Origin of the sequence: uncultured Erythrobacter sp., assembly GCF_947492365.1 — a bacterium.
Classification (GTDB): domain Bacteria; phylum Pseudomonadota; class Alphaproteobacteria; order Sphingomonadales; family Sphingomonadaceae; genus Erythrobacter.
This window is the reverse complement of sequence record NZ_CANLMB010000001.1, coordinates 1,123,461-1,143,807: the sequence shown is the minus strand read 5'-3', so window position 1 is coordinate 1,143,807 and position 20,347 is coordinate 1,123,461. Positions and strand designations below refer to the sequence as shown.

Annotated in this window: 23 protein-coding genes; 19 read left to right on the top strand and 4 right to left on the bottom strand. The window is 60.7% G+C overall.

Annotation, left to right across the window (positions count from 1 at the left end; all coding sequences use genetic code 11):
- The first annotated feature begins 46 nt into the window (after nucleotides 1–46).
- The 9 genes from rpsP (at nucleotide 47) to Q0887_RS05515 (ending at nucleotide 7,299) form a co-directional block, all read left to right on the top strand.
- Nucleotides 47–583 (top strand): 30S ribosomal protein S16, encoded by a 537-nt coding sequence (rpsP, locus tag Q0887_RS05555; RefSeq protein WP_299193028.1) that lies wholly within the window; start codon nucleotides 47–49, stop codon nucleotides 581–583.
- A gap of 47 nt (nucleotides 584–630) precedes the next feature.
- On the top strand, nucleotides 631–1,146 hold the full coding sequence (gene rimM / locus Q0887_RS05550; RefSeq protein ID WP_299195245.1) for a ribosome maturation factor RimM: 516 nt from the start codon (nucleotides 631–633) through the stop codon (nucleotides 1,144–1,146).
- Between the two features lie 4 nt (nucleotides 1,147–1,150).
- Nucleotides 1,151–1,723, top strand: a complete 573-nt coding sequence (locus Q0887_RS05545) for a hypothetical protein (protein WP_299193027.1) — start codon at nucleotides 1,151–1,153, stop codon at nucleotides 1,721–1,723.
- A gap of 70 nt (nucleotides 1,724–1,793) precedes the next feature.
- The gene (locus Q0887_RS05540) at nucleotides 1,794–2,744 is read left to right on the top strand and encodes a carbon-nitrogen hydrolase family protein (protein ID WP_299193025.1); all 951 of its coding nucleotides are present in this window, start codon (nucleotides 1,794–1,796) and stop codon (nucleotides 2,742–2,744) included.
- On the top strand, nucleotides 2,741–3,208 hold the full coding sequence (locus Q0887_RS05535; protein WP_299193023.1) for a hypothetical protein: 468 nt from the start codon (nucleotides 2,741–2,743) through the stop codon (nucleotides 3,206–3,208). The genes Q0887_RS05540 and Q0887_RS05535 overlap by 4 nt, the downstream gene beginning before the upstream one ends.
- Before the next feature lie 126 nt (nucleotides 3,209–3,334).
- Nucleotides 3,335–3,784, top strand: coding sequence for a hypothetical protein (locus tag Q0887_RS05530; RefSeq protein ID WP_299193021.1), 450 nt, complete (start codon nucleotides 3,335–3,337; stop codon nucleotides 3,782–3,784).
- Nucleotides 3,781–4,530, top strand: coding sequence for a tRNA (guanosine(37)-N1)-methyltransferase TrmD (gene trmD / locus Q0887_RS05525; RefSeq protein WP_299193019.1), 750 nt, complete (start codon nucleotides 3,781–3,783; stop codon nucleotides 4,528–4,530). The genes Q0887_RS05530 and trmD overlap by 4 nt, the downstream gene beginning before the upstream one ends.
- A complete protein-coding gene (gene rplS, locus Q0887_RS05520) occupies nucleotides 4,527–4,895 on the top strand; it encodes a 50S ribosomal protein L19 (RefSeq protein WP_299193018.1) in 369 nt (122 codons plus the stop codon). Before trmD ends, rplS begins: the two co-directional genes overlap by 4 nt.
- Before the next feature lie 178 nt (nucleotides 4,896–5,073).
- Nucleotides 5,074–7,299 (top strand): DPP IV N-terminal domain-containing protein, encoded by a 2,226-nt coding sequence (locus Q0887_RS05515; RefSeq protein WP_299193016.1) that lies wholly within the window; start codon nucleotides 5,074–5,076, stop codon nucleotides 7,297–7,299.
- On the opposite strand, the gene Q0887_RS05510 is transcribed toward Q0887_RS05515, so the two are convergent.
- Nucleotides 7,300–8,166: an alpha/beta hydrolase gene (locus Q0887_RS05510; RefSeq protein ID WP_299193014.1), complete on the bottom strand. Its 867-nt coding sequence runs from the start codon at nucleotides 8,164–8,166 to the stop codon at nucleotides 7,300–7,302.
- 73 nt (nucleotides 8,167–8,239) lie between these two features.
- Here Q0887_RS05510 and Q0887_RS05505 point away from each other — a divergent pair, with 73 nt between their 5' ends.
- From Q0887_RS05505 to Q0887_RS05460, 10 genes are all read left to right on the top strand, one after another.
- Nucleotides 8,240–9,265 carry an aspartate-semialdehyde dehydrogenase gene (locus Q0887_RS05505; RefSeq protein WP_299193013.1) on the top strand — a complete coding sequence of 342 codons (1,026 nt, stop codon included), beginning with the start codon at nucleotides 8,240–8,242 and terminating at the stop codon, nucleotides 9,263–9,265.
- A gap of 5 nt (nucleotides 9,266–9,270) precedes the next feature.
- Nucleotides 9,271–9,810 (top strand): aspartate-semialdehyde dehydrogenase, encoded by a 540-nt coding sequence (locus Q0887_RS05500; RefSeq protein ID WP_299193011.1) that lies wholly within the window; start codon nucleotides 9,271–9,273, stop codon nucleotides 9,808–9,810.
- 27 nt (nucleotides 9,811–9,837) lie between these two features.
- Nucleotides 9,838–10,494, top strand: coding sequence for a DsbA family protein (locus Q0887_RS05495; RefSeq protein ID WP_299193010.1), 657 nt, complete (start codon nucleotides 9,838–9,840; stop codon nucleotides 10,492–10,494).
- A complete protein-coding gene (locus tag Q0887_RS05490) occupies nucleotides 10,484–11,242 on the top strand; it encodes an alpha/beta fold hydrolase (protein ID WP_299193009.1) in 759 nt (252 codons plus the stop codon). Before Q0887_RS05495 ends, Q0887_RS05490 begins: the two co-directional genes overlap by 11 nt.
- 203 nt (nucleotides 11,243–11,445) lie before the next feature.
- Nucleotides 11,446–13,323, top strand: a complete 1,878-nt coding sequence (locus Q0887_RS05485) for a M2 family metallopeptidase (protein ID WP_299193007.1) — start codon at nucleotides 11,446–11,448, stop codon at nucleotides 13,321–13,323.
- Nucleotides 13,323–14,408 (top strand): YncE family protein, encoded by a 1,086-nt coding sequence (locus tag Q0887_RS05480; RefSeq protein WP_299193005.1) that lies wholly within the window; start codon nucleotides 13,323–13,325, stop codon nucleotides 14,406–14,408. The genes Q0887_RS05485 and Q0887_RS05480 overlap by 1 nt, the downstream gene beginning before the upstream one ends.
- Nucleotides 14,398–14,850, top strand: a complete 453-nt coding sequence (locus Q0887_RS05475; protein ID WP_363317639.1) for a RimK/LysX family protein — start codon at nucleotides 14,398–14,400, stop codon at nucleotides 14,848–14,850. The genes Q0887_RS05480 and Q0887_RS05475 overlap by 11 nt, the downstream gene beginning before the upstream one ends.
- Complete coding sequence (rimK, locus tag Q0887_RS05470) at nucleotides 14,850–15,755, top strand: 30S ribosomal protein S6--L-glutamate ligase (RefSeq protein ID WP_299193003.1); 906 nt, start codon at nucleotides 14,850–14,852, stop codon at nucleotides 15,753–15,755. Before Q0887_RS05475 ends, rimK begins: the two co-directional genes overlap by 1 nt.
- Before the next feature lie 23 nt (nucleotides 15,756–15,778).
- Nucleotides 15,779–16,261 carry a YbjN domain-containing protein gene (locus Q0887_RS05465; protein WP_299193001.1) on the top strand — a complete coding sequence of 161 codons (483 nt, stop codon included), beginning with the start codon at nucleotides 15,779–15,781 and terminating at the stop codon, nucleotides 16,259–16,261.
- Nucleotides 16,262–16,335: 74 nt separating this feature from the next.
- Nucleotides 16,336–16,908, top strand: coding sequence for a YbjN domain-containing protein (locus tag Q0887_RS05460; RefSeq protein ID WP_299192999.1), 573 nt, complete (start codon nucleotides 16,336–16,338; stop codon nucleotides 16,906–16,908).
- Here Q0887_RS05460 and Q0887_RS05455 read toward each other — a convergent pair.
- The 3 genes from Q0887_RS05455 to Q0887_RS05445 form a co-directional block, all read right to left on the bottom strand.
- Complete coding sequence (locus Q0887_RS05455) at nucleotides 16,905–18,404, bottom strand: methyl-accepting chemotaxis protein (protein ID WP_299192998.1); 1,500 nt, start codon at nucleotides 18,402–18,404, stop codon at nucleotides 16,905–16,907. The genes Q0887_RS05460 and Q0887_RS05455 overlap by 4 nt on opposite strands.
- A complete protein-coding gene (locus Q0887_RS05450) occupies nucleotides 18,401–18,739 on the bottom strand; it encodes a hypothetical protein (RefSeq protein ID WP_299192996.1) in 339 nt (112 codons plus the stop codon). Before Q0887_RS05450 ends, Q0887_RS05455 begins: the two co-directional genes overlap by 4 nt.
- 82 nt (nucleotides 18,740–18,821) lie before the next feature.
- Nucleotides 18,822–20,267, bottom strand: a complete 1,446-nt coding sequence (locus tag Q0887_RS05445; RefSeq protein ID WP_299192994.1) for an AMP nucleosidase — start codon at nucleotides 20,265–20,267, stop codon at nucleotides 18,822–18,824.
- Nucleotides 20,268–20,347 lie beyond the last annotated feature (80 nt).

The following is a 20,347-nucleotide window of genomic DNA, read 5'->3' as shown; positions in this document are numbered from 1 at the left end:
TCACAAATTCAGATAGATATAAGTTAAACTCGAAAGGTAATCTACAATGGCAGTTGCAATCCGGCTTTCGCGCGGTGGCGCTAAGAAGCGTCCTTACTACCGCATCGTCGTATCCGACTCGCGCGCACCGCGTGACGGTAAGTATCTCGAGCAGATCGGCACCTATAACCCGCTGCTCGCCAAGGATTCGCCCGAGCGCGTGAAGCTCAACGAAGACCGTGCAAAATACTGGCTCGGCGTGGGCGCGACTCCGTCGGACCGCGTTCTGCGTTTCCTCGACGCTGCCGGCATCATGGAGCGTCCTGCACGCAGCAACCCGAACAAGGCGAAGCCGGGCGAGAAAGCGACCGAGCGCGCTGAAGAGAAGGCCGAAAAGGCCAAGGAAGCCGAAGAAGCTGCAAAGGCTGCGGAAGAAGAAGCCAAAGCTGCTGCTGAAGCACCCGCTGAAGAAGCACCCGCAGAAGAAGCTCCGGCTGAAGAAGCACCGGCCGAAGAAGCTGCTGCTGAAGAAGCACCCGCTGAAGAAGCAGCTGCCGAAGAAGCGCCTGCTGACGATGCTGGCGAAGAAAAGGCCGAAGGCTGAGGCCCAGGGCTTTGACGGACTCGCCCGCCAAGCAGACCGCGCAGGGGATGGTGGAATTGGCCGCCATCACCGGCGCGCATGGCGTGGCGGGCGAAGTCCGGCTCAAATTGCTGGGGGAGGGCCTGGAGGCGCTCCGCCAGCACAAGAGCTTTGTTACAGGCAGGGACGGGGCCCAGGACGGGTCCACGCTTACCCTCACCAAGATCCGCTCTGACAACAAGGGCGGCGCGATTGCGCGCTTTGCCGGAGTTGAGGGGCGAGGTGCTGCCGAAAAGCTGCGCGGCACGGTGCTCGCCATTTCGCGCGACACTCTGCCCGAACTGGGCGAGGACGAATATTACCACGCCGACCTGATTGGCCTGACCGTCGAAACCGATGCCGGCGAGGGTGTAGGCCGCGTCACAGCTGTCCAGAATTTCGGCGCAACCGACATCATCGAAATCGTGCTCGACCCCGTGCCAGCCAAGGGCATGAAGAGCATCATGGTCCCCATGACCAAGGCTGCGGTCTTGAGCTGGGACGAAACGCGACTTGTGATTTCGAAGGATTTCGCCGACCAATAGCGGCATGACCGCTTCGCAATCCGATATTTGGCCCACTGAACTATGGCAACGTCTGGAGGCCTATTCCCCCGGCCCGGATGCGGTGAAGCTGTCCTTTCCCGATCGCCTTGCGCGCGAGAACCGCTGGGACGCGGCGCATACCGCCAAGGTCATCCACGAATATAGGCGCTTCTGCTATCTCGCCGTTACCGCAGGCCACGAGGTCACGCCGTCCGATGCGGTCGATCAGGTCTGGCACCTCCACCTCACCTATAGCCGCGAATATTGGGAGCATTTCTGCCCCGACATCCTCGGCGCGGACCTGCATCACGGCCCGACCAAGGGCGGCACCGTCGAACGCGAGCGGTTCTACGATCAATACGCCGCCACGCTAGCCTCGTATGAGGACGCGTTCGGCGAGGCTCCTCCGCCCGATATCTGGCCCGATGCCAAGCGCCGCTTTGGCAAAGACCCCAAGTCATTCCGCGTCAATCCGGAGGATGTCATGGTCCTCGACCGCCGCTTTGCGGTCCTCGGCGCGATTGGCTGGTTCGCATTGGGCGTGGTGATCGCGGTGCTGGTGGGAGTGATCTTCTGAAGGATGTCCCGGCAATCGCGGCAATGCGCTAGCGGTTGCGGGGGGTGATCCAGACGCTAAAGCGGTTGGCATGACGAGACTGAATGTAGCCATTTGCCAAGCCGCTCCTATCCCGCTCGACTTTACCGGAGGGATCGAGAAGGCCGTCCGCCTTGCACGCGAAGCTATCGAAAGCGGCGCGCAGTTTGTGGCGTTTGGCGAGACATTTCTGGGCGGCTATCCGCTGTGGCTTGATGAGGCTCCGGGCGCGGCGCTTTGGGACCATCCGGGGACCAAGGCCTGCCACCGGATTATGCTGGGTCAGGCCATCGTGCCGGGTGACGAGCGCCTGCTGCCCTTGCAGGAACTGTGCGATGAAAGCGGGGCGTGCATCTCCATCGGTGCGCATGAGCGTTTGCGCCAGAGCCTCTACAACAACCAGCTGCTGTTCCGACCGGGCGAGCCGCCGCTCGACCACCGCAAGCTGGTGCCGACGCACGGCGAGCGGCTGATCTGGATGCGCGGCGATGGCTCGACATTGGGTGTGCATCAGGCCGAATGGGGCCGGGCTGGTAATCTCATCTGCTGGGAACACTGGATGCCGCTCGCGCGCGCAGCGATGCACAATCTGGGCGAGAGCGTGCATGTCGCCGCATGGCCAACCGTGCGCGAGGAATACGCGCTCGCCTCACGCCACTACGCGATGGAGGGGCGGTGTTTTGTGCTCGCCGCTGGGCTAGTGCAGCACCGCGACGACCTGTTCGACGGGCTTGAGCGCGTGGGCGGCGATGCCGACGCGCTGGCACTGTTCAACGCGATCGAAGGCGAGGTGCTCAACCGCGGCGGCTCGATGGTGATCGCCCCCGATGCGCGCGTGGTCGCGCAGGCCGGTGAGGGTGAGGAGATTTTGCACGCCGAACTCGACCTGAGTGAAATCGGACAAGGGCTGGCGAGCTTGGACACAGACGGGCATTATTCGCGGCCTGATGTGTTTAATCTGACGGTCGATACGCGGAGCAAGGATGGGGTGAATTGGGGATGAGCGCCCAGTCCGAAAACCCCCCAATCCCTAGAACGGAAAACCCGACCGCTCAAGAGATCGAAGAGATCATGGCTCAGGTTAGTGAGGTCAATGCTCGGCGTGAGCAAGAGATGCAATCCGCAGCGATCTTGGTCGGTGGTATTTTTGTCGCGCTCGCCGTGCTCGTATCATTGTTTGCTACGGCCCGAATTGCCAGAATAACGGGCGCAAACTGGAAAGCTGTGCTCATTACAGCAATGATTCCAGCCATCCTGTATTTCGTCTTGATCGCGTTGACCTTTACGTTCTGGGACGATGTTCCCCCGACCAAGATTTTTGAGCGTTTCATGGATGCCCGTTGGCAGGCATGGGCAATCTTGTTTGCTATGGTGGTGGGAAGCGCGCTCACAGCATGGGCGAGGATCGCATTGCTGAAACGCAAGGCGAGAAAGGCGCAAGGTTCCGAGATGCAAGTTTTTTCATGATCCTGCCAACCATCCTCCAGCTCTACTCCGAGATGTTTCCCTGGCCGCTTGGCGCATTGATGGCGGGGAGGAATAAGCGCAAAGTGCCGCTCTCTATTTCAATACGCGAAGCAAGGATGGGGTGAATTGGGACTGTTAACCGTTTACTCATCTGCGTTGTTTGCCGCAGCAGCCGAAGCCCCAAGAAACGAGTTTGGCTATACTAGTCACCCGCGACCTTGGTGGGAGCCCTTGTTACCGTTTGCCATTTTTGGGGCGTGGTTCGGGTTTTGTAGTTTTGTGACATGGATTGTCGCGGCACGGACTTATCGGCGGCTCGGTGTGAATAGCGTTTCGTTCCTAATTTCTGCTGCGGTTCCGTTGCTCATTTTCATGATGCTTTACATCGCAATTTCTGTTGCGTCCGGTGCCTCGTTTGTCGGTATCATTCTTGGCGTCACCCGCTTTGAGCCCGAAGGCTATGCCTTGCTTTTGGGCACTGCTGCAGTCGGCTTCGCTATCGCATGGTTTTGCGCAACGAAATTCCGAATGTCTGAAGAGCGCGTCCTCATTGAGTCGTTGAGTGATCTCAAATGACCTTCGCCGCCACCATCCTCACGCTCTACCCCGAGATGTTTCCCGGCCCGCTTGGCGCGTCGCTGGCAGGCAAGGCGCTTGAGCGGGGAGAATGGTCGTGCGCGACTGTGAACCCGCGCGACTTTGCTTCGGACAAGCACCGCACCGTTGACGACACGCCCGCTGGCGGCGGGGCGGGCATGGTGCTCAAGGCCGATATCATGGGTGCGGCTGTGGATCATGCGATTGCCACGCAGCCAAGCGCGCCAATCCTTGCCATGACCCCGCGCGGAAAACCGATCACGCAGGCGCGCATTCGCGAGATATCGCACGGCCCCGGCGTCACGCTCATTTGCGGGCGCTTCGAGGGCTTTGACGAGCGGCTGTTCGAGGCTCGCCCGCAGATCGAGCAGGTCAGCCTTGCCGATATCGTCCTGTCGGGCGGAGAAGTCGCGGCGCTGACCATACTTGATGCTTGCATTCGCCTGCTGCCCGGCGTAATGGGCGCGCCCGATAGCGGTGTTGAAGAGAGCTTCGAAAACGGCCTCCTCGAATATCCGCAATATACCCGACCTCAGACATGGGAAGGGCGCACGATCCCCGAAGTGCTGCGATCGGGGGATCATGCGAAGATCGCTGCTTGGCGTAAAGCCATGTCAGAGGATCACACTCGGTTACGCAGACCGGACCTTTGGGAACGTCATGAGGGCGTTCGGGACCAGTCTGCCTCTGGCGCGCGGCGAAAAAATAAGGATACGGACCAGTGAACCTGATCCAGCAAATCGAAGCCGAAGAAATCGGCAAGATCGAAAAAGAGATTCCCGAATTCCGTGCGGGCGACACCGTTCGCGTCGGCGTGAAGGTGATCGAAGGCACGCGCGAGCGTGTGCAGAACTTCGAAGGCGTTGTGATTGCGCGCTCCAACCGCAGCATCAACTCCAATTTCACCGTTCGCAAAATCAGCTTTGGCGAAGGTGTGGAACGTGTGTTCCCGCTCTACTCGCCGATCGTCGACAGCATCACCGTGGTCCGCCGCGGCGTGGTGCGCCGTGCGAAGCTGTACTATCTGCGCGGCCGCACCGGTAAGCGTGCGCGTATCGCCGAACGCCGCGAGAACGCGCCTAAGGCGTAAGTCTCGCAACAGCGAATTCGAAAGGGCGGTCCATTGCGGGCCGCCCTTTTTCGTTGGGGCTTGCGTTTCCTATTCGTCATTGCGAGGAGCGTAGCGACGAAGCAATCCAGCTCCGGGACTGGATTGCCGCGCCACCGTTGGTGGCTCGCAATGACGAGAAGATGGGGCGATCCTTGACATGCGTATTTCAATTCTGGCTGCTGCACTTGCGCTTGCTGTCACTCCAGCCATCGCAGACGACCGCACGATGACCGAAGAAGCACCCGAGCTGACATTCGAGCGCGTCTTCGCCTCGCCGTCACTCAACGGTCCGGCACCGCGCGCCGCCAAGTTCTCGCCCGATGGACGTTACCTCACCCTGCTGCGCAACCGCGAGGATAATCGCTCGCGCTATGATCTATGGGGTTTTGATCTGGAAACGCGCGAATGGCGCATGCTGGTGGATAGTGAAGCCATCGGTTCGGGCCGCGAGCTGAGCGAAGATGAAAAGATGCAGCGCGAGCGTGCGCGTGTGGGCGGGCTTTCCGGCATCATCTCGTACCAATGGGCGAGCGATGCGAGCGGGGTGTTGGTGCCGCTCGACGGTGACCTCTATTTCGCGCGTCTCGATGGCGAGGTGCAGCGCCTCACCGATACCGAGGAGAGCGAGCTCAACCCCTCGCTTAGCCCGCGCTCCGGCTACGTCTCCTTCGTGCGCGACCGGCAGTTGTGGGTCGGGGAAGTTGGCGGGCAGGCCTCTCCGATCACGCCGCGCGAGGATGACACGATCCGCTGGGGCGAGGCGGAATTTGTCGCGCAAGAGGAAATGGGCAGGCTCACCGGCTATTGGTGGAACCGCGATGATACGCGCCTTGTCGTCCAGCGCACTGACGAAAGCCCCGTTGGCATCGTCACCCGCGCAGCTATCGGAGCGACCGGTACGCGGGTATTCGACCAGCGTTATCCGGTGGCGGGCAGCGACAATGCGATTGTCGAGCTTTACGTGATGGACCCCGATGGTGGGAACCAGGTGAAGGTCGATCTTGGCGAGGAAACCGACATCTATATCGCCCGCGTCGACTGGGGGCCGGACGGCAATATCTACGTCCAGCGCCAGAACCGCCAGCAGACCGTACTCGACATGCTGCGCGTCGATCCGGCGACGGGTGAAAGCGATATCTGGTTCACCGAGACCGCGGCTCGCGAGGAATACTGGATCAACCTCTCCGACAATTACTGCTTTCTGCGTGACGGCAGCCTGCTGTGGTGGTCCGAGCGCGATGGTTACGGCAATTTCTATCGTTTCAACGGGAGCGAGTGGCAGCAGCTCACCAGCCTTGCCGAACCTGCAACCGCGCTGGTCGGCGTCAACGAAGACGAAGGCCAGTTCTTCTACCGCGCCGTTGAAGGCGTGCGGACCGAGCAGGTCTTTTCCGCCAGCCTCTACGGCGATGCGGGAGCAGAGCGGCTCACCGATCCGGCTTTCACCAATTCCGCGAGCATGGACGGCAAGGGGCAGACGCTCCTCATCAGCCGCTCCTCGACCAACCAGCCGACGCAAAGCTATCTAGCCGACGCACAGGGCAACCGCATCACCTGGGTCGAGCAAAACGCGCTCGACGCAGACCATCCCTATGCGCCGTTCCTCGCCAGCCATGTCGAGCCGGAGTTTGGCACGATTGCCGCCGAGGACGGGACCGATCTTCATTACATGATGCTCAAGCCGGAGATGGAGCCGGGCAAGCAATATCCGGTGTTCTATTATCACTATTCCGGGCCGGGTCCGCAGCTGGTCGATCACGGCTGGGGCGGAGCGCTCGCGCAGGCGGTGGTTGATCGCGGCTACATCTACTTCGTGCTCGACAATCGCGGCACGGCCCATCGCGGAGTGGACTTTGAACAGCCGCTCTACCGAGCAATGGGCGGGGTTGAAGTCGTCGATCAGCGCACCGGTGCCGAGTTCCTCCAGACGCTCGATTTCGTCGATGCCGACAAGATCGCGATCTATGGCTGGTCCTATGGCGGCTATATGACGCTGAAGCAGTTGCAGGCCGATCCGGGCCTTTATGCAGCCGGTATCTCAGGCGCTCCGGTTACGCGCTGGGGGCTTTATGACACGCATTACACCGAGCGTTTCATGGGCGATCCGCGTGAGGTTCCCGAGGCTTACGAGACAGCCAGCGCGATCCCCGATGCCACCAAGATGAGCGATCCGCTGCTGCTGATCCACGGGATGGCGGATGACAATGTGGTATTCGAAAACTCCTCGGAACTGATTTCGGTGCTGCAAGAGAACAATGTGCCGTTCGAGATGATGCTCTATCCCGGCTACACCCACCGCGTTTCGGGAGAGCAGATTTCACCGCATATGTGGAATTCGATCTTCCGGTTTCTGGAGAGCCACGGGGTTACGCCTCCGGAGTAATCACCCGGCGAGCCACTCCAATGCCATGGCTGCGACCTCTTCGGGAGCCTCGACCTGAGGGTAGTGGCCGATAGTGGGGATGAGGTGGTGCCGCGCATCGGGCACCACTTCGCGCCACATATCGTAAGCGTGCTTGCCCGACACCGGATCGAGTGCGCCGTTGATCAGGCCGATCTTCGCCTCGGCGCCCACCAGCGCCGCCTCCCACCGCTGCTGATGAGTGCGCCGGTCGGCGATGTAGTGCAGCAGCTTGTGCATGATCCGCTTGCCGCCATTGTGCGCGATGAAGCTCCAGAACGCATCCAGCTCCGCCTCTGACGGCTTGGTGTCAGGGCCGAAGACTTGGGAGAAGCTGGTGCCAAACCTCTCACGGTTCATCAGCCAGCCCAGCAAAAATCCGATGGGCGACACCCCGATCTTCTGCATCGTCACCGGACGGTGCTGTGCCGGGAAGATACCGCCATTGAGGAACACCATCTGGCCGAGGCTCTCCGCACTAGACCCCTCCTGCTGGCGCGCAATCAATTCCTGCCCCACCGATACGCCGTAATCATGCACGAGCGCGTCAAATTCCCCGATGCCCAGATGCGCGAGCAGCGCCTCTTGCACGTCAGTCTGCAAGTGGATCGAATATCCTGATCTGGGCTTGTCCGACAGCCCGAATCCCAGCATGTCGCAGGCAATCAGCCGGTGCTTTGCGCCCAAAACCTCCCACACAGACGCCCAATCCCACGCGCAAGTCGGATAGCCGTGGACCAGCAGCAGCGGCTTCGCATCCGCATCGCCGCCGGTCCAATAGGCAATCTGGTGCCCCATAAAGCCAAAATACTTGGCCTTCGCGCGCCATTCCTGTGTAGTGAAGCTCACGTCTTTCCCCTTGCCAGCGCACGCTAGTCAGGCCAGCGAGGGGTGCAAACAGTTAAGATATGGAGAATGTGAATTGGGCTATCGTGTAGCCATTGTTGGGGCGACCGGAAATGTCGGGCGCGAAGTGATGCAGGTTCTCGCCGAGCGCGAGTTTCCGTGTGACGAAGTCGCAGCGGTCGCAAGCTCGCGCAGCCACGGGACCGAGGTTGAATTCGGCGACACCGGCAAGATGCTCAAATGCCGCAATATCGAGCATTTCGACTGGAACGGATGGGACATTGCCCTGTTCGCCGCAGGCTCCGGTCCGGCAAAGGAATACGCGCCCAAGGCCGCCGCTGCAGGCTGCGTGGTGATCGACAATTCCTCGCTCTACCGGATGGAGCCGGATGTGCCGCTGATCGTGCCCGAGGTGAACCCTGACGCGATTGACGGCTATTCCAAGCGCAACATCATCGCCAACCCCAATTGCTCGACCGCGCAGCTGGTGGTGGCTTTGAAGCCGCTCCACGACGCCGCGACGATCAAGCGCGTTGTGGTCTCGACCTACCAGTCGGTTTCCGGCGCGGGCAAAGCGGGCATGGACGAGCTGTTCGAACAGAGCCGCGCGATCTTTGTCGGCGATCCGGTTGCGCCGAGCACCTTCACCAAGCAGATCGCATTCAACGTGATCCCGCATATCGACGTCTTCCTCGACGATGGATCGACCAAGGAAGAGTGGAAGATGATGGTCGAGACCAAGAAGATCCTCGACCCCAAGATCAAGCTCAACGCGACCTGCGTGCGCGTGCCGGTCTTTGTTGGCCATTCCGAAGCGGTGAACATCGAGTTCGAAAACGAGCTTTCGGCCGAGCAGGCACAGGACATCTTGCGCGAGGCGCCCGGCATCATGCTGGTCGATAAGCGCGAGGACGAAGGCTATATCACGCCGGTCGAAGCCGCAGGCGACAGCGCAACTTACATCAGTCGCGTGCGCGAAGACCCGACGGTCGAAAACGGCCTGACGCTGTGGTGTGTCTCCGACAATCTGCGCAAAGGCGCAGCGCTCAACGCGGTGCAAATCGCAGAGCTGCTCGGACGGCGGCACCTGAAAAAGGGGTAGGGACAATGCGCGCACTGGCCTTAGCGATCACGGCGATGCTGCTCGCCGCGTGTGACAGCAATGACGTGCCTTCACCCGCCGAACGGCTCGAAGGCGAGGTCGCCGCGCCGGTTGATGAAGGACAGGTTTCGCTGCGCGCGGACGGGCTGACTGCGGGAGCGGAAAGCTTCTTCTTCGCCGCCGGTCAGGCCGAGGTCGAAACCGCCTTAACCCGCGTGCTAGGCGCGCCCTCGCAAACCGCCGAGATGGAAGAATGCGGGGCAGGGCCGATGAACAGCGCTTCCTATGCGGACGGCCTGACGGTGAATTTCCAGGACGGCATTCTGGTCGGTTGGTTCGTGCAGGAGGCTTCGCCAGACATCGCGGTTAGCGCCGATGTTGCACTGGAAATGCCGCGCGACCAGCTGGAGGCTTTGCCGGGCTATTCTCCAATCGCTGACAGCACTCTGGGCGAGGAGTTTGTGATCTCCGGCCAGATTGCAGGCTTCGTCGAAGGCGACGCAGTGTCAACGCTCTATGCCGGGACGCAGTGTTTCTTTCGGTAGAGTTTTTCAGATAGGGATATCAGCGCGATGACACTTAAAGCCGATCTGTTCTTCAGCTTCCGCTCGCCCTATTCCTATCTCGCCATCGGGCGCTATCGCGAAATGGCGCGCGAATATGATCTTGAGATCGCGCTGCGCCCGGTTTGGCCAATTGCGATACGCGATCCCGACATATTGTTCACCGGCAATCCCGCTGCGCCGCGCTATATCTTTATGGATTCGATGCGCGCGGGCGAGCATCTGGGCATCCCGATCCGCTGGCCGAGGCCTGATCCGGTCGTTCAGGACCTTGAGACGCGCAAGATCGCCAAAGACCAACCGCTGATCCGCCGGACCGTCCGGCTCGGACAAGCGGCTTCGCGGCGGGGCAAAGGGATGGACTTTGCCTATGAAGTCTCCCGGATCATCTTTTCCGGCGAAGTCGATGGGTGGCACGAGGGCGATCACCTTGCCGGGGCCGCCGCGCGTGCCGGACTCGACCTTACCGAACTTGATGCCGAGGTGAACTCCGATGCGGGCGCACTCGACGCAGAGATCGAGGCGAACCAGCAGGCGCTCGAAGCAGCAGGCCATTGGGGCGTGCCAACTCTGGTCTTTGAAGGCGAACCCTTCTTCGGACAGGACCGCGTCGAAATGGCGCAGTGGCGTATGGAGCAAAAGGGGCTGGTGAAGCGTGGCGGTTGAATATTTCCAGAGTTTCGACGGCACGCGCCTCGCGGTTCACCGCGCCGGAGAGGGCTCGCCGGTTGTCCTGCTTCACGGCCTGTTTTCCAGCGCCTTTATGAACTGGACCAAGTGGGGCCACCACGAACGCCTCGCCGCAGCGGGCTACGAAGCGATCATGCTCGACTTTCGTGTCCATGGCGACAGCGAGGCGCCGCATGATCCCTCCGCCTACCCTGAAGGCGTGCTGGTGCGCGATGCAGCGGCTTTGATCGAGCATCTGGGGCTGGGCGAGGGCGAGTATGACCTTGTCGGCTTCTCGCTGGGTGCGCGCACCTCGATCCATGCTGTGGCAAACCATGTGCTGTTTCCGCGCAAGCTCGCGATTTGCGGGATGGGCGTTGCGGGCCTTGCTGAATGGGAGCGGCGCGCGGGACACTTCAAGCGGGTGATCGACGAGTTCGACACGATCAAGCCCGGCGACCCCGCCTATGTCGCGCGCACCTTTCTGAAGTCGCAAGGGGTGGACCGCGTGGGTGCGCGGCTGCTGCTCGACGCAATGGGCAATTTTGACCTCGCGGGCCTTGCCAATATCACCATGCCAACCGGCGTGATTTGCGGCGACGAGGATCAGGACAATGGCTCTGCGCAAGACCTAACCGATCTGCTCCCCAATGCGACCTACTACGAAGTGCCGGGCGGGCATCTAAACAGCGTGACCAAACCCGAATTGGGCGAGGCGATTGTGGCCTTTCTGGACGGCGAATGACTTCGCCAAGAATCTGACCATTATTGTTGGAATTCCAACGCTTTGCTGCGCAGCATAGGTGCAGCAAAGCTACAGATGGTTATGGTCTTTTTCGTGATCGGTCCGGTCATGGATCGGTTTTCGTCGAGAGCGGCTTGATAAGCGCAGCGTAGCGGTCCAGAAACCCGCCCAGAATTATCTGCAAGAGAGAGGATCCGCTTGCCATGAAACTCACCAACCTGTCGCTCAAGGCTTCGGCCGCAGCGCTCGCCATTTCGCTTTGCGCGGCCAGTGCGCCCGCCTTTGCCGAAGCGCATGAGGAAGCCGGCGCTTCCGAAGCTTCCGCCGAGACGCAATTCCCGCTTACGCCTGAAGGCGCTGCCGACTTCGTTGCAGCGGTCGAAGCGGAATATGCCGAATTCTCCGTAACCTTCGGCCATGTGTCGTGGTTGCAGGCGACCAATATCAACCACGATTCCAACACGCTCGCCTCGCAATATGGCGCGGAGCTTACTCTGATGGGTGTGGGCTTCGCGACCGAGGCCGCGAAATATGCCGAAGTCGAGGGACTTGATCCCGATGTGGCGCGCAAGCTCAACATGCTGCGCTACAGCGTTGGCCTGCCTGCGCCTGCGCGCGATGGGGCTGCCGAAGAGCTCTCGCAAATCGCAACCGATCTGGGCGCGCAATACGGGCAGGGCCGCGGCACGCTCAATGGCGAGGAAATCAACGGTTCGGACATCGAAGCCGAGATGGGCAATCTGGAACGCACGCCCGAGGAACTCGCCGAAATGTGGGCGAGTTGGCACGACAATGTCGGCGCTCCGATGCGCGAGGATTACACCCGCATGGTCGGCATCGCGAATGAAGGCGCGCAGGAGCTGGGCTTTGACGATCTCGGCACGATGTGGCGTTCCGGCTACGACATGTCGCCCGAAGAATTCGCCGCCGAAACCGAGCGGATGTGGCAAGAGGTCAAGCCGCTCTATGTCGCGCTTCACACCTATGTCCGCCGCAAGCTGAACGAGCATTATGGCGACGAAGTGCAGTCAGCGACCGGTCCGATCCGCGCCGATCTGCTGGGCAATATGTGGGCGCAGGAATGGGGCAATATCTACCCGCTCGTCGCTCCCGAAGGTGCTGGCGATATCGGCTATGACCTCACCGATCTGATCACCGAGCGCGAGCTGGATGCGGTTGAAATGACCCGCGTGGGTGAGCAGTTCTTCTCCTCGCTCGGCTTTGAACCGCTGCCAGATACGTTCTGGGAGCGCAGCCAGTTTGTGAAGCCTGCCGACCGCGAAGTGGTCTGCCACGCCTCTGCATGGAACATCGACAATATCGACGATCTACGCATCAAGATGTGCATCCGCCCCAATGCCGATGACTTCATCACGATCCACCACGAGCTGGGCCACAATTATTACCAGCGCGCCTATAACAATCAGGATTTCCTCTACCTGACCGGCGCGAATGACGGGTTCCACGAGGCTATCGGTGACATGATCGCGCTGTCGATCACGCCCGAATATCTCGTCCAGATCGGCATGCTCGAAGAGAGCCAGGTGCCGAGCGAAGACAAGGATATCGGCCTGTTGCTGCGTCAGGCGATGGACAAGGTTGCGTTCCTGCCATTCGGTCTGCTGGTTGACCGCTATCGCTGGAGCCTGTTCGACGGATCAGTCGCGCCGGAGGATTACAACTCGGCATGGACCGATTTGCGGCTTGAGTATCAGGGTATCACGCCGCCGGTAGAGCGTCCCGCAGATGGCTTCGATCCGGGCGCGAAATATCACGTTCCGGGCAATGTCAGCTACACCCGCTACTTCCTCGCGCGGTTGCTCCAGTTCCAATTCTACAAGGCGGCCTGCGATCAGGCCGGATGGGAAGGGCCGCTGCACCGCTGCTCGTTCTACGGCAACGAGGAAGTGGGCGAGAACCTCAACGCGATGCTCGAACTCGGCGCTTCGGTGCCGTGGCCCGACGCGCTCGAAGCCTTCACTGGCGAGCGGCAGATGAACGGCACCGCGATGGTCGAATATTTCGCTCCGCTGATGGAATGGCTCGAAGAGCAGAATGAGGGCCACGAGGCCGGTTGGTGATGATCCGCGCTGCCTTTGCGCCGCTTGCGGCTCTAGCGCTTGGCGCTCTCTCGCTCGGGGCCTGTGCTCCGGGCGAGCAGGCCGGCAATGCGGGCGAAGGCTATGTTGACTACCCCCCATTGGGTGAGCGCGACTTCGCCGAGATTACGCCGACGCTGTTTGTCACCAACAAGCGCGGTAACTCATTGTCAGTGATCGATCTGGAAAGCGGCGAGGAGACATCGCGGGTTCCGACTTGCGCAAACCCGCATGAGCTGGCGCTCTCACCCAAGGGCAACATGCTTGCGGTCGCCTGTTATGGCGGGACGTCGGTCGATGTCTTCGCCACCGATAGTCTTGAACGGCTTGCCAGTGTGGATCTGGGAACGAATGCCCGTCCGCATGGCATTGTCTGGGCAGAGAGCGGCGTGATCTACGCCACTGCCGAGGGGCGCCAGTCGATCTTCCGGATCACATCGGGAGAAGACGGCAAACCGGAGTTGACCGAATTTCCAACCGGACAACGTGGCAGCCACATGCTCGCAGTCGCACCGGATGGCAGCGCCGCATGGACCACCGATCTCGGCTCGCGCACTGTCACGCGGATCGATCTTTCAGGCGGAGCTGCTCCGGTTTCGGTCACTGTGGGTGAGGAGCCGGAAGGCATTTCGCTTGCACCCGATCACAATGCGCTGTGGGTGTCGGCGCGCGGTTCCAATCAGGCGTTCGAGCTTGATCCAACCACGATGGAAGTGCGCAAGACGGTTGATACGGGCCGTTTCCCGTTGCGCCTGCTGGTCAGACCGCAAGACGATGTTGCGATCACCTCTGACCTTGCTGATGGCGGGCTTACGGTGATCGACCTTGCCAGCGGGGAAGTGGTCCGCTCCATCGCTGTCTCCAGCCCCGAAGAGGCCGAAGAGCGCTTTCAGGTGACGATCCTGTGGTCGGACGATGGCAGCCGCATCTATGTTGCCGAAACCGCGAGCGACACGATTGCCGAGGTCGATTACGCAAGCGGCGAAGTGCTGCGCCGCCTGCCTACCGGAGACGGAGGCGACGGCATGGCGATCTTTGATCCGGTGGAGGACTTCTTTGGCAATTAAGGCGCGCGAGCCGCTTAAGGTCGTAGGCTGGCGCGAGCTGGTCGATCTGCCCGGAATCGCACTCACCGGCATTCCGGCCAAGATCGACACCGGCGCGCGCACATCCTCGCTCCACGCCCGCGTGCTTGAGGAATTCGAGCGCGAGGGTAAGCCGTTTGTGCGCTTTGCGGTCGATTGGGACGATATCGCGCATGAAGGGGAGGCGGTTCAGGTCGACAAGCGCGGAATAACAAGCTCTAATGGGGAAACACAAAGCCGCTTTGTCATCAAAACGCCATTGCGCATTGGCAATGTGGAATTCCGTGCCGAATTCTCATTGGCCGACCGGTCCGACATGAAGTTTCCGATGCTGATAGGAAGAACAGCGTTGCGGCGCCGCTTCGTGGTCGATAGCGGGCGCTCGTGGCTGCAATCACCTGGCCCGAAAGGAGCTCCCCGATAATGAAAATTGCGATGATGGCGCGAAACGCGAACCTCTATTCGCACAAGCGGCTGAAAGAGGCCGCCGAAGAACGGGGGCACCAGTTCGACATTCTCAACACGCTGCGCTGCACCGTCCATATTGCCAGCCACCGCCCGACGGTGAGTTATAATGGTGAGACCGTGCGCGGCTATGATGCGGTGATCCCGCGCATCGGGGCTTCGATTACCAATTACGGCCTTGCAGTGCTTCGCCAGTTTGAAATGGGCGGGGTGTGGCCGCTCAATGAAAGCGTCGCAATCGGGCGCAGCCGCGACAAATTACGCAGCATGCAAATCCTCGCCAAGCACGGGCTGGGTCTGCCGCTGACCGCCTATGCCAACGATCCCAAGCAGGCCGAAGAGATTATCAAGGCCGTCAATGGCCCGCCGGTCGTGATCAAACTGCTCGAAGGGACGCAGGGGATCGGGGTTGTGCTTGCCGAAACCATGTCGAGCGCGAAGTCCGTGATTGAGGCGTTTCGCGGCGCCAACGTCAATATTCTGGTGCAGGAATTCATCAAGGAAGCGGGCGGCACCGATATCCGCGCTTTGGTAGTCGGCGGAAAGGTCGTCGCGGCGATGAAACGCACCGGCGCGGCCGATGACTTCCGTTCCAACCTCCACCGCGGCGGCAGCGCGGAGGTGATCAAGATCACGCCGGAGGAACGCTCAACCGCGGTGCGTGCCGCGCACCGAATGGGGCTCAACGTTTGCGGCGTGGACATGCTGCGCTCCAATCACGGTCCGGTGATCATGGAAGTCAATTCTTCCCCCGGACTTGAGGGCATCGAGAAGGCAACCGGCAAGGATGTCGCTGGCCAGATCATCCAGTTCATAGAAGCAAAGGCCAAGGCCGGCGCGACCAAGACCAAGGGCAAGGGCTAGGCGTCTCTATGCAGCGTGTCTGCATGATCTTATTGACGCTCGCCCTCGGCATTGCAGCGCCCGCAGCTGCGCAGAACGAGATCGAGACGGTCAGCGCCGGCAATCCCGCAGAGCTCGCCATTGTGATGATGAATGCGGGATATGACGTCGAGCTGACCGAAGACGGGATCGGCGATCCGTTGATCAAGACCGAGGTCGAGGGGCTGGCCTTGGAGGTCTATTTCTACGGCTGCGACGAAACGACCAACGACAATTGCGACTCGCTCCAATTGTCTGCGGGCTTTGACCGGGACAAGCCGTGGACACGCGAAGAAGCCTTGGCGATCAGCCAGCGGCTGCGCTTTGCTTCGGTGCGGCTCAATGAGGACGGCGATCCTACAGTCTCGTGGGACATCGTAACGGGCGAGGGGATCCCGCGTGAGGTCTTCCTTCAATCGCTCACCCATTTCAGCCGCACGGTCGAACTGGCAGCCGAGATGGTTTTTGCCGAGAGTAAGGACGACTGATTCAATCCGTGCCGCTCGGGGGCAAGTCGTTACAACCACATTGCGCGGGCAACCAAAGCGGCTATCCTAGGCGCATGGTTCTAAGAAAAACACTTGCAGCCGCGATCGCGACACTCGTTCTGACGCTTGGCGCTTTGCCGGGTGCGGCTCAGGCGCAAGCAACGCAAACCGTTCAGCCGCAGCCGTCTCAACCTGCGCCGCAGACGCAAAGGCCGCAATTCGTCACGCAGTTCGACGATGCTACCGTTACCTATCTGTTGCAGGATATCCGCGCGACCTGGCAGACCGAAGCGAGCATTGACGGGCACACCAATTACCGCGCGAATGCCGAAGGAGGCTTGAACTTCACGCTCTCCCCGCGCGCCTGCTCGCAGGAGACGGGGTGTCTGGGGCTGATGATGCTCGCGGTCTATACCGGTGTGAACGCTAGCTCGCTCGCCGAGTTGGATGTATTCCTGAACCGGCTCAACGACACATCCATATCGGTCAAAGTGTTCCGCAATGGTGATGGGATTGTGGTGCTTCAGGCCTATATCAACGCGGCGGGCGGGATCACCTATCGCAACGCGCAATCGGAATTTCTGGTCTTCGGCGAGAATATCGTCGCGGTAAGTCAGGCGCTCGCTCAGTTTGAACGGCAGCGCTAGACGCGCAGCCGCTGGCTGAAGCTGCTGGCTGAATTCTCGAGCAATTGCACATTCTCCGTAAGCGCCGCAGCCGCCTTATCCAGCTCCACCAGCATCGACTTGGCCTCCATAGAGCGTTCTGCCAAAGCGCGTGAGCGGGTGACCATCTGGTCCACTTCTCCAGCCGCATTGCGAGCGAAGTGCTCGATTGCATCGGCAGACTGGCGCTGGTCTTCGACCGCGTGACGGATCGAAGTTGCCGCGCCGTCCAGCTCGGAAATTACTTCGTCGATGGCGCTAAAGCTGCGTTCGGCCTCTAGAGTGCCCGAGCGGACGCCGGAGAGGAAGTTATCGATCTGTGTGGCCGCTTGCCCCGCCTGATTGGCAAGCGCCTTCACCTCTTGTGCAACAATGGTGAAGCCGCGTCCCGATGCCCCTGCGGTTGCGGCCTCGATGGCCGCGTTGAGCGACAGGAGGTTGGTCCGCTCGGCAATGCGCACGATCGCACGGGTTGCCTCGCCAATGGTCTTGGATTGCTCGGTCAGGGATCCGACTGCTTGCCCGCCGCCGCCCGATTTATCCGTGGCGCGCGCGGTCAGTTCGGTCTGCTGGCTGACATTAACCGAGATATTGGCAATCGAGCTGGACAGCTCGGCCACGCCGCGCGCAACCGTGTTGGCAGCTTTGCTGGCGGTTTCGGCTGAACCGAGCACATCGCGTGCGTCGTCACCAGCTTGCTCGGCCAGCTTTGTCAGTGAACGCGCTGTCCGCTCCATCAGCTGCGAAGTGGCCGCAACCGAATGGGTGACGGCATTGACCGAGCGTTCAAAATCTTCGGCAACCGCTGCATATTCGGCTCTACGCCGGGCTGCGACTTCCTCGCGTTCTTTCGCGCTGGCTTCGCGTTCGGCCTCTACCCGGCCAAGAGCTTCTTCGAGAGTAAGCGAGGCCTGCTTCAACTTCTCGGCCTGTTCGGCGCTTTTCGCGCGCTCTTCTTCCATCGATCTGAGGACGTCGCGATAGCCCAATCCGATCCAGCACAGCACCGACCCGATCACCAGAACCGCATTCGCGTGGATCATCACCCGCACCAATCCTCCGCCGCCCCAGAACACCCAGTCCGGCGCGGCAAAGGACAGGATTGCGTGATGCGCGGCGATCAGCAGGCAGGCGGCGATGATCGCGCGAATGTCGCACAGCAAAGTAAGCGCTGCGAGGGCGACCAGAAAATAGAGATGCATATCGAGCTGCCACAGCGACCCCTGCATCGCGTAGACCAGCAGCGCCGGCTGGATCGCGGCCATCAATGCCACGACCATTCGCGCCGGTGGATCGGTTCGCTTGCGCCATGCACAATAGCTCGGCAGCGCGTTGAAAAGCGCGCTTGCAAAGGCGGCTACCAGCGCATTCTCGCCAAATCCGATCGACATCAGACACAGGGCAAGAGTTGTCAGCCACCCGCACACAGTGACGAGCAGGATGCCTTGACGGCGCAAGACTTCGACATTGGCGTTCATACGGTTTGACCTGCTGGGAGGGGCCCGCAACCAGGCGCAGCGGCGTTGAGGATCAGTACGCCTTCATGCAGGAGCGCGTCGATCAGGCCGGGGCGATCCCCTCGAATGATATAGGAGCCGTCGAGCTGACCGCGCGCTAGCACCTGTGTCCCGCCTTGTGAGAGCAAATTCGGGATAGCCTGCGTGGCAGCTTTGGTGACGGGGTAGAGCGCAACCGGACTATCTGCACGCGGGGCAAAGACAAAGGCCAGCAACGCGCCAAGCGCGAGCAGCGATTGCCCGACCAGGACAACCTGTTCGAACCCGTCTGATGATTGGTTGGTTTCCAGCGACATGCGGCAAGATATCGCCGATTTTGGTTAGCGCTTGCGCACCGCCCACCTGCGTAACTTTCCCGCGCGGGAAATCACCTATTTCCTATCTGAAAGGCGGCTCGTTGAAGGCGCGCAGCTTGCGGCTGTGCAGCTTGTCGCCTTCGTCGCGCAGACGCGCTGCGGCTTCGAGGCCGATCTGAAGGTGGGCCGCGATGGCTTCTTCGTAGAACTTGTTGGCCTGTCCGGGCAGCTTGATCTCGCCATGGAGCGGCTTGTCCGAGACGCAGAGCAATGTGCCGTAAGGAACGCGGAAACGGTATCCCTGCGCGGCGATGGTTGCGCTTTCCATCTCGACCGCAATCGCGCGGCTTTGGGAGAAACGCTTGGCGCTTGAGGCGTAGTGCAGTTCCCAATTGCGATCATCGGTGGTCACGACCGTGCCGGTGCGCATGCGTTGCTTGATGTTTGCTCCTTGAACGCCCGAAACGGCCTCCGCAGCCTCGGCAAGCGCAAGCTGGACCTCGGCAATCGGGGGAATGGGAATTTCCGGCGGCAGCACGTTGTCGAGAACGTGGTCATCGCGCAGGTAAGCGTGAGCGAGCACGAAATCGCCGATCTTCTGACTAGAGCGGACCCCGCCGCAATGCCCGATCATCATCCATGCATGCGGGCGCAGCACCGCGAGGTGATCGCAAATAGTCTTCGCATTCGAAGGACCGACCCCGATATTGACCAGCGTGATCCCCTTCTTGTCCTCGCGTATGAGGTGGTAGGCGGGCATCTGGTGCTTGCGCCATGCGGTGTCGTTGAGCTGTGCTTGCGCATTATCGGTGCATTCGCCGATATCAAGCCCCGCAGCGCCGGTCAGCTTGGTGTAGCCGTCGCCGCCTTCGGCGCAGATCTGCTGCGCGCCCCAGTTCACGAATTCATCGACATAGCGGTGATAGTTGGTGAACAGGATGAAGTCCTGAAAGTCCTCGACCCGTGTGCCGGTGTAATGCGCCAGCCGCGCGAGCGAGTAATCGGTCCGCAGCCCGTCAAACAGCGACAGCGGCATATCGGCGTGGTCGTCAAACTCGATCCCGTCAGCCAGCTCGTCTCCGATCAGCGACAGGTCGGTCGAGGGGAAGTGCTGCGCGATATCGGCAGGCGCAATCCCCTGCATCGCTGCGCCGGCTTCCCCGTCGAGGACATAGGGGAAGGGGATTTCCTGCCGCGAACGATCAACCGTAACATCGATCTCATATTCGTCCGAGATCAGTTCAAGCTGCTCGGTGAGATAGGATGCGAACAGATCGGGGCGGGTGATGGTGGTCGTATATGTCCCCGGCATTTCCAGCCGGCCAAAGGCGCGAGAGCGATCCTTTGGCTCCCCGATCCCCGAATAATGCAAAGTGAGCTGCGGATAGGCATAACTGCCATCCTGGCGCTTACGCTCTGGCGGCACGGTGCCGATCTTGCCGAATTCGATCACATCGGCGCGAAGTGTCGCAACCGCATCGGCGTAGTGTTTTTGCAATTGTTCGAGAATTTGAGGGATTGGGGTCATATATTCATCCTAGTTGTTGCAGACTAATGTTTCAAAGTTGTGACGGTGTCTTGTCTTGGGCGTGAATTTGCAAGAGCGAC

Bases quoted from the DNA above. Each gene is read 5' to 3' on its own strand.
- Q0887_RS05500 (WP_299193011.1), top strand. From the start codon at position 9,271: ATGCGCGCACTGGCCTTAGCGATCACGGCGATGCTGCTCGCCGCGTGT.
- rpsP (WP_299193028.1), top strand. From the start codon at position 47: ATGGCAGTTGCAATCCGGCTTTCGCGCGGTGGCGCTAAGAAGCGTCCT.
- Q0887_RS05465 (WP_299193001.1), top strand. From the start codon at position 15,779: ATGATCTTATTGACGCTCGCCCTCGGCATTGCAGCGCCCGCAGCTGCG.
- Q0887_RS05485 (WP_299193007.1), top strand. From the start codon at position 11,446: ATGAAACTCACCAACCTGTCGCTCAAGGCTTCGGCCGCAGCGCTCGCC.
- Q0887_RS05545 (WP_299193027.1), top strand. From the start codon at position 1,151: ATGACCGCTTCGCAATCCGATATTTGGCCCACTGAACTATGGCAACGT.
- trmD (WP_299193019.1), top strand. From the start codon at position 3,781: ATGACCTTCGCCGCCACCATCCTCACGCTCTACCCCGAGATGTTTCCC.
- Q0887_RS05460 (WP_299192999.1), top strand. From the start codon at position 16,336: ATGGTTCTAAGAAAAACACTTGCAGCCGCGATCGCGACACTCGTTCTG.
- Q0887_RS05450 (WP_299192996.1), bottom strand. From the start codon at position 18,739: ATGTCGCTGGAAACCAACCAATCATCAGACGGGTTCGAACAGGTTGTC.
- Q0887_RS05535 (WP_299193023.1), top strand. From the start codon at position 2,741: ATGAGCGCCCAGTCCGAAAACCCCCCAATCCCTAGAACGGAAAACCCG.
- Q0887_RS05515 (WP_299193016.1), top strand. From the start codon at position 5,074: ATGCGTATTTCAATTCTGGCTGCTGCACTTGCGCTTGCTGTCACTCCA.
- Q0887_RS05495 (WP_299193010.1), top strand. From the start codon at position 9,838: ATGACACTTAAAGCCGATCTGTTCTTCAGCTTCCGCTCGCCCTATTCC.
- Q0887_RS05540 (WP_299193025.1), top strand. From the start codon at position 1,794: ATGACGAGACTGAATGTAGCCATTTGCCAAGCCGCTCCTATCCCGCTC.
- Q0887_RS05445 (WP_299192994.1), bottom strand. From the start codon at position 20,267: ATGACCCCAATCCCTCAAATTCTCGAACAATTGCAAAAACACTACGCC.
- Q0887_RS05480 (WP_299193005.1), top strand. From the start codon at position 13,323: ATGATCCGCGCTGCCTTTGCGCCGCTTGCGGCTCTAGCGCTTGGCGCT.
- Q0887_RS05455 (WP_299192998.1), bottom strand. From the start codon at position 18,404: ATGAACGCCAATGTCGAAGTCTTGCGCCGTCAAGGCATCCTGCTCGTC.
- rimM (WP_299195245.1), top strand. From the start codon at position 631: ATGGTGGAATTGGCCGCCATCACCGGCGCGCATGGCGTGGCGGGCGAA.
- rimK (WP_299193003.1), top strand. From the start codon at position 14,850: ATGAAAATTGCGATGATGGCGCGAAACGCGAACCTCTATTCGCACAAG.